The organism is Caulobacter sp. HMWF025, assembly GCF_003060965.1.
Lineage (GTDB): Bacteria > Pseudomonadota > Alphaproteobacteria > Caulobacterales > Caulobacteraceae > Caulobacter.
The window spans coordinates 21478-26368 of the sequence record NZ_QAII01000119.1 but is presented as its reverse complement, the minus strand read 5'-3'; the positions used below and the strand labels follow the sequence as shown (position 1 = coordinate 26368).

Below are 4891 nucleotides of genomic sequence, written 5' to 3'. Positions count from 1 at the left end.
GCTCCAAGGGCCGCGAGGACAGTGCCGCGCAAGTTGCGACGGCCCCGCCGATCCCGAAGGTTCTTCCGCAGTCCCCGCAGACCTGGCACGGCCAGATCGACTACCGCATCCTGGATGCCCGCATCCATGCCATGATGGCGGATCCCAGCATGCAGGGCCTCGCGATCGCGGTCGTCGAGGATGGACGGCTGGCCTTTGTCCGGGGCTACGGCCAGACCGCTCCGGTCGGCGGCGATGCCGTCGGGTCCGGGACGATTTTCCGCTGGGCCTCGCTCTCCAAGACCGTCGCCAGCACGCTCACCGCGCGTCTGGCCGGTGACGGGATACTGTCGCTGTCGGACCCGCTTGGGAAATACGACACCAGCCTTCGTCTGCCGGGGCAGGCCGAGACCACGCTTACGGTTGAAGAGCTCCTGTCCCAGCGGACCGGCTTGCCCCGGAATGCCTATGACGGCTGGCTGGAAGGCGGGCGGGACCCAAAGGTCATCCGCCAGAGCTTCTCCACCGTACCGCTCCAGTGTCCGCCTGCCACCTGCCACAGCTATCAGAACGTCGCCTTCGACACGATCACCGAGGTCATTGAGCGGGCGACGCGCCGGACCTATGCCGACCTCGCCCAGCAAAGGCTGTTCGCGCCGCTGGGCATGACCAGTACGACCATCGGCCTGCAAGGCCTGCAGGCCGGCGCAAGCTGGGCCCGTCCGTCGCGGAACGGCAGCGCCATGCCCTTGAGCGAGTTCTATTATCGCGTGCCCGCAGCGGCCGGCGTCAATTCGAACATCGTGGATCTGGCTCGCTGGATGCAGGCCCAGATGGGACTCGCCCCGGGCGTTCTGTCCGGCTCCGTGCTGTCCGAAGTCCAGCGCCCGCGCGTCAATACCAGTCGGCCTTACGGAAACTCGGCGCTGGGCCGTTCGCTCATCAGACCGACCTACGGGCTGGGTATGCGCAGCTTCACCTATCGGGGCCATCGCCTGGTCGGCCACAGTGGAGCCGTGACCGGATACCGCTCGACCATGATGTTCGACCCGGCCACGAAGATCGGTGTCGTCATGCTTTGGAACAGCGAGTCGAGCCTGCCCTTCCGCCTGCAGCCCGAGGTGTTCGACCTCGCCTATCGCCAGCCCTTCACGGACTGGCTGGAGTTGCGCAGCGCCCAGACCATGGGCGAGCCCTGATCCGGGTCGTTCCTTAGGGAAAGATCGACGGGCTCGTCAGGTCTGGGGCGGCTGGTCGCTCCTCGGGCGGTGTCGTCGTCGGCAGCTCTGGAGCATCCAGGCTTTCGGGATCAATTGGATCAAGCTCGATGGGCTCGAGGTCGCGAAGTTCCAGATCCTCCACGCCGACCGTTTCGTCCTCAAGGACTGGCGCGGTGGTGTTGCGACCCAAGGCTGAGGTCATGAACCGACGCCAGATCTTGGCCGGTTCTCCGCCGCCGACCACGCCATGCATCGCGCTGTTGTTGTCGTTGCCCACCCAGACACCGACCACCAGATCGTCGACATAGCCGATGAACAGGGCGTCGCGGTAGTTCTGGGTCGTCCCGGTCTTGCCGAAGGCACCCGGGATGGCCGCCTCCAGGCCTGTTCCGCGATGGACCGCCGAGCGGAGCATGTCGCGCATGTTGACCAGCTCGGCCTGGCCCAGCGGGCGGGGCTGCACCTTCGGTTTCCAGCCCTCCAGGCCATGAGCCACAATCGGGGCCTTGCCTGCGGCGATCGCGGCATAGGCCGCCGTGAGGTGGGTCAGGCTCATCGGACCGGTGCCGAGGGCCAGGGTCAGGTCGTCGGGAATGGGATCGGTGACGCCGAGGTCACGCGCCGTCCTGACAATCTCGGCCCGACCGAGCTGATGCGCCAGGCGGACGGCGGCGACGTTCGACGATGCGGCAAAGGCCGTGATCAGCGGCACCTCGCGCCCGGCATATTTGCCCTCGTGGTTGCGGGGCTTCCAGCCCGAGAGCTCAACAGGCGCGTCCGAGATCGGCGTCGTGATGGTCATGCCCTTGCGGATGGCCGCGAGGTAGACAAACAGCTTGAAGGCCGAACCGGGCTGACGGGCCCCGTCGGCGCGGTTGAACTGGCTTTCCTGATAATCACGGCCGCCGACCATGGCCACAACCCGGCCGTCCGAACGCATGGCGACCAGCGCGCCCTGGGTGATGTTCAGACCCTCGCCGTCCTCGTCCAGAGCCTGCCTGAGAGTCGCTTCGGCCATGGCCTGGAGTCTGGGGTCTAGGGTCGTGCGGACTATGGTCTCGCCATAGCGGGCTCCCGTTGCGGCCCGTGCCTGGGGCAGGGCCCAGTCGGCGAAGTACGAGCCGGTCGGCATCTTGCGCCGGCCGTCACTGACCCGAACCTCCTCGGGCGCTCGCCGGGCCTCGGTTGCCGTAATGGCGCCCGTCTCGACCATCGTCGCCAGGACCGCCCGCATGCGCTCTGTCGCCCCTTCGAGATTGCTGCTCGGTGCCAGGCGGGAGGGGGCCTTGACCATGCCCGCCAGCATGGCCGCCTCGCCGAGGGTCAGCTGCTCGGCCGGCTTGTCAAAGTACTGACGGGCCGCAGCCCGGACGCCGAATGCGCCATTGCCGAAATAGACAGAGGAGAGATAGCGCGACAGGATCTCGTCTTTGGACAGCCGCGCTTCCAGATAGACGGCGATCAGGGCTTCCTGAACCTTGCGCTTCAGGTTCCTGTCGCTGGACAGGAAGGCATTCTTGGCCAGTTGCTGGGTGATCGTCGAGCCACCCTCGGACACGCCCCCGGCCTTGGCATTGGCCCCGACAGCCCGGGCGATGGCCCGGAAATCCACGCCCATGTGGCTGTAGAAGCGCCGGTCTTCAATCGAGATGAAGGCCGCAGGTACATAGTCGGGCAGGGCCTTCAGATCGACCGGGGCCTCCTTGTAGGACCCGCGGCGGGCGATCGGGGTGCCGTCGGCGGCCACCAGGACCAGGGCGGAATTGTCCAGGGGCTCCAGCGCCCGGCTCAGCGGCAGGGACCACAGCAGGGTCAGGATCATGGCCAGGACCAGGGCGACGGTGACACCCGCGCCGATCTGCCAGGGGCGGCGCCGCCAGAGCGGCAGGCGCGCGGCAACGGGATCCTGGCCTGCTTCTTCGCCCTCAGGCGGGGTTGAAGCCTGTTGTTCGTCCTGAACCTCGCCGACAGGGTCGGTTTCACGCAGGTCGGCCTCCGGCCCGGCGGGAAGTTCTGATTTCGGGTTTTCGGGATCCGACATGGACAGGCGCGCGCTCCGGGGCGGGGCGCTTCGGCCCTGCGGGTGCATAGCATATCCGCCTTGTGCGCCAAGCCCGGCACAATGCCGTTCCCTCGGTGCCGGACCGCGAAACACGCTGGACGGGCTGGGCGTTCCTGCGGACTATCGTCGGATGATGTGAGGAGAGACCATGCGCGGCTTGAAGCAGACCCTTGTGACGGTGGCCGCCCTGGCCGCCCTTGGCGGCGCGCAGGCGGCGTTTGGTCAGACGGCGACACCGGCGGCCATGGCCCCCTCTCCAGCTGATGTACCGGTTCCCAAGCCCGTAGCCGTCGGTCTGGCGGGAGCCGGCAAGCCGGACCTGGTGCGCTTCCTGATGGTCAAGGGGGCCTCCCAGGCCCGCCTGTCGCCGGACGGAACCCGGATGGCCTATCTAAGCAATATCACCGGCGAGCCGCAGGTCTGGATCGTCGATGCGGTGGGCGGCGCGCCCCCGGCAGCTGACCTTCGGCTCGACGGTCGACAGCGTGGACTGGACGCCGGACGGCTCGGCCCTGCTCTATGCGGCCGATACCGCCGGTGATGAGCGGCAGGGCTATTATCTGCTGAGCCCGGACGGCGCCCGCGAGCGTGTCCTGCTTCCCAAGGCCGAAGCCTATCGCCAGTTCGGGGTCTTTTCGGCGGATGGAAAGCGCTTCGTCTACAGCTCAACGGAGCGCAACGGCCGCGACTACGACGTCTATGTCGGCGACGTTGCCACCCGGGGCCACCCGGCTCGTGCATCAGGGATCCTTTGGCGTCTATGTCGCCGCCTGGCAGCCGGGGGGCGAGCAGGTGGTGCTCAGCGAGACCCGGGGTGAGGACGGGGCCGATCTTAGCCTGCTCGACCTCAAGACCGGCCAGGTCCGCTCTCTGATCAAGCCTGCGACCCCGTCGGCCAATGAGGACGTTGTGTTCACCGCCGACGGCCGGGGCTTCTATCTGGTCACCAATGTCGATCGGGACTTCCGGGCCATCGCCCATTATGACCTGGCCACCGGCAAGCTGAAGATCGTTGAGCAGGCCGCCCACGAACTGAACCAGCTCAGCCTGAGCAAGGACGGGCGCTGGATGGCCTGGACCTCGAACGAGGACGGATTTGCCGTTCCGCATGTTCGCGATCTCAAGACCGGCCAGTTGCTGAAGACGCCCGATCTGCCCCGTGGTGTCGTCAGCATCGCATTTGCGGATTCGGCTCCGGTGGCGCTGGTCAATATCGTTGCCCCGGACGCGGTGGCAGAGCCCCGGGTCTGGAACCTTGTAACCGGCGCCGTGACCCGTCCGGTCCGCACCAGCTGGGCGGGTCTGGACCCGGCCAGGATGGCCCGTCCCGAAACCGTTCGCTTCAAGGGGCGCGACGGGACGCCGCTGTCGGGCCTGCTGTACCGGCCCGCACCGGCGGCGAATGGCGCAAAGCCGCCGCTCGTCCTGCTGTTGCACGGCGGCCCGAGCTCCCAGGCCCGTCCGGGCTGGAGCGCCTCGACCCAGTATCTGGTAGCGCGCGGCATGGCCGTGCTCGACTTCAACTATCGGGGCTCGACCGGGTTCGGAAAGGCCTTTGCCATGGCCAATGACCGTCGCGAGCGGCCCAAGGAGCTGGGCGATATCGAGGATGCCGTCGCCCACGTCCGGG

The 4891-nt window shown here is 67.5% G+C and carries 5 protein-coding genes; 4 read left to right on the top strand and 1 reads right to left on the bottom strand.

The window, feature by feature from the left end; all coding sequences use genetic code 11:
- A partial coding sequence (locus DBR10_RS12950) for a serine hydrolase domain-containing protein (RefSeq protein WP_108556398.1) occupies positions 1-1178 on the top strand: 1178 nt, incomplete at its 5' end.
- Positions 1179-1191: 13 nt separating this feature from the next.
- Here DBR10_RS12950 and DBR10_RS12945 read toward each other — a convergent pair.
- Positions 1192-3240 (bottom strand): transglycosylase domain-containing protein, encoded by a 2049-nt coding sequence (locus DBR10_RS12945; protein WP_233243401.1) that lies wholly within the window; start codon positions 3238-3240, stop codon positions 1192-1194.
- A 178-nt stretch (positions 3241-3418) separates the two neighbouring features.
- Here DBR10_RS12945 and DBR10_RS12940 point away from each other — a divergent pair, with 178 nt between their 5' ends.
- The 3 genes from DBR10_RS12940 to DBR10_RS19115 form a co-directional block, all read left to right on the top strand.
- Positions 3419-3802 (top strand): PD40 domain-containing protein, encoded by a 384-nt coding sequence (locus DBR10_RS12940; protein ID WP_158272228.1) that lies wholly within the window; start codon positions 3419-3421, stop codon positions 3800-3802.
- Positions 3747-4079: a TolB family protein gene (locus tag DBR10_RS12935; protein WP_158272227.1), complete on the top strand. Its 333-nt coding sequence runs from the start codon at positions 3747-3749 to the stop codon at positions 4077-4079. Before DBR10_RS12940 ends, DBR10_RS12935 begins: the two co-directional genes overlap by 56 nt.
- Positions 3997-4891 (top strand): S9 family peptidase (locus tag DBR10_RS19115; RefSeq protein ID WP_158273160.1); only part of this gene is annotated, 895 nt, incomplete at its 3' end. The genes DBR10_RS12935 and DBR10_RS19115, both read left to right, overlap by 83 nt.

Excerpts from the sequence above, each read along its gene's own strand:
- DBR10_RS12945 (WP_233243401.1), bottom strand. The coding sequence starts at position 3,240 with ATGTCGGATCCCGAAAACCCGAAATCAGAACTTCCCGCCGGGCCGGAG.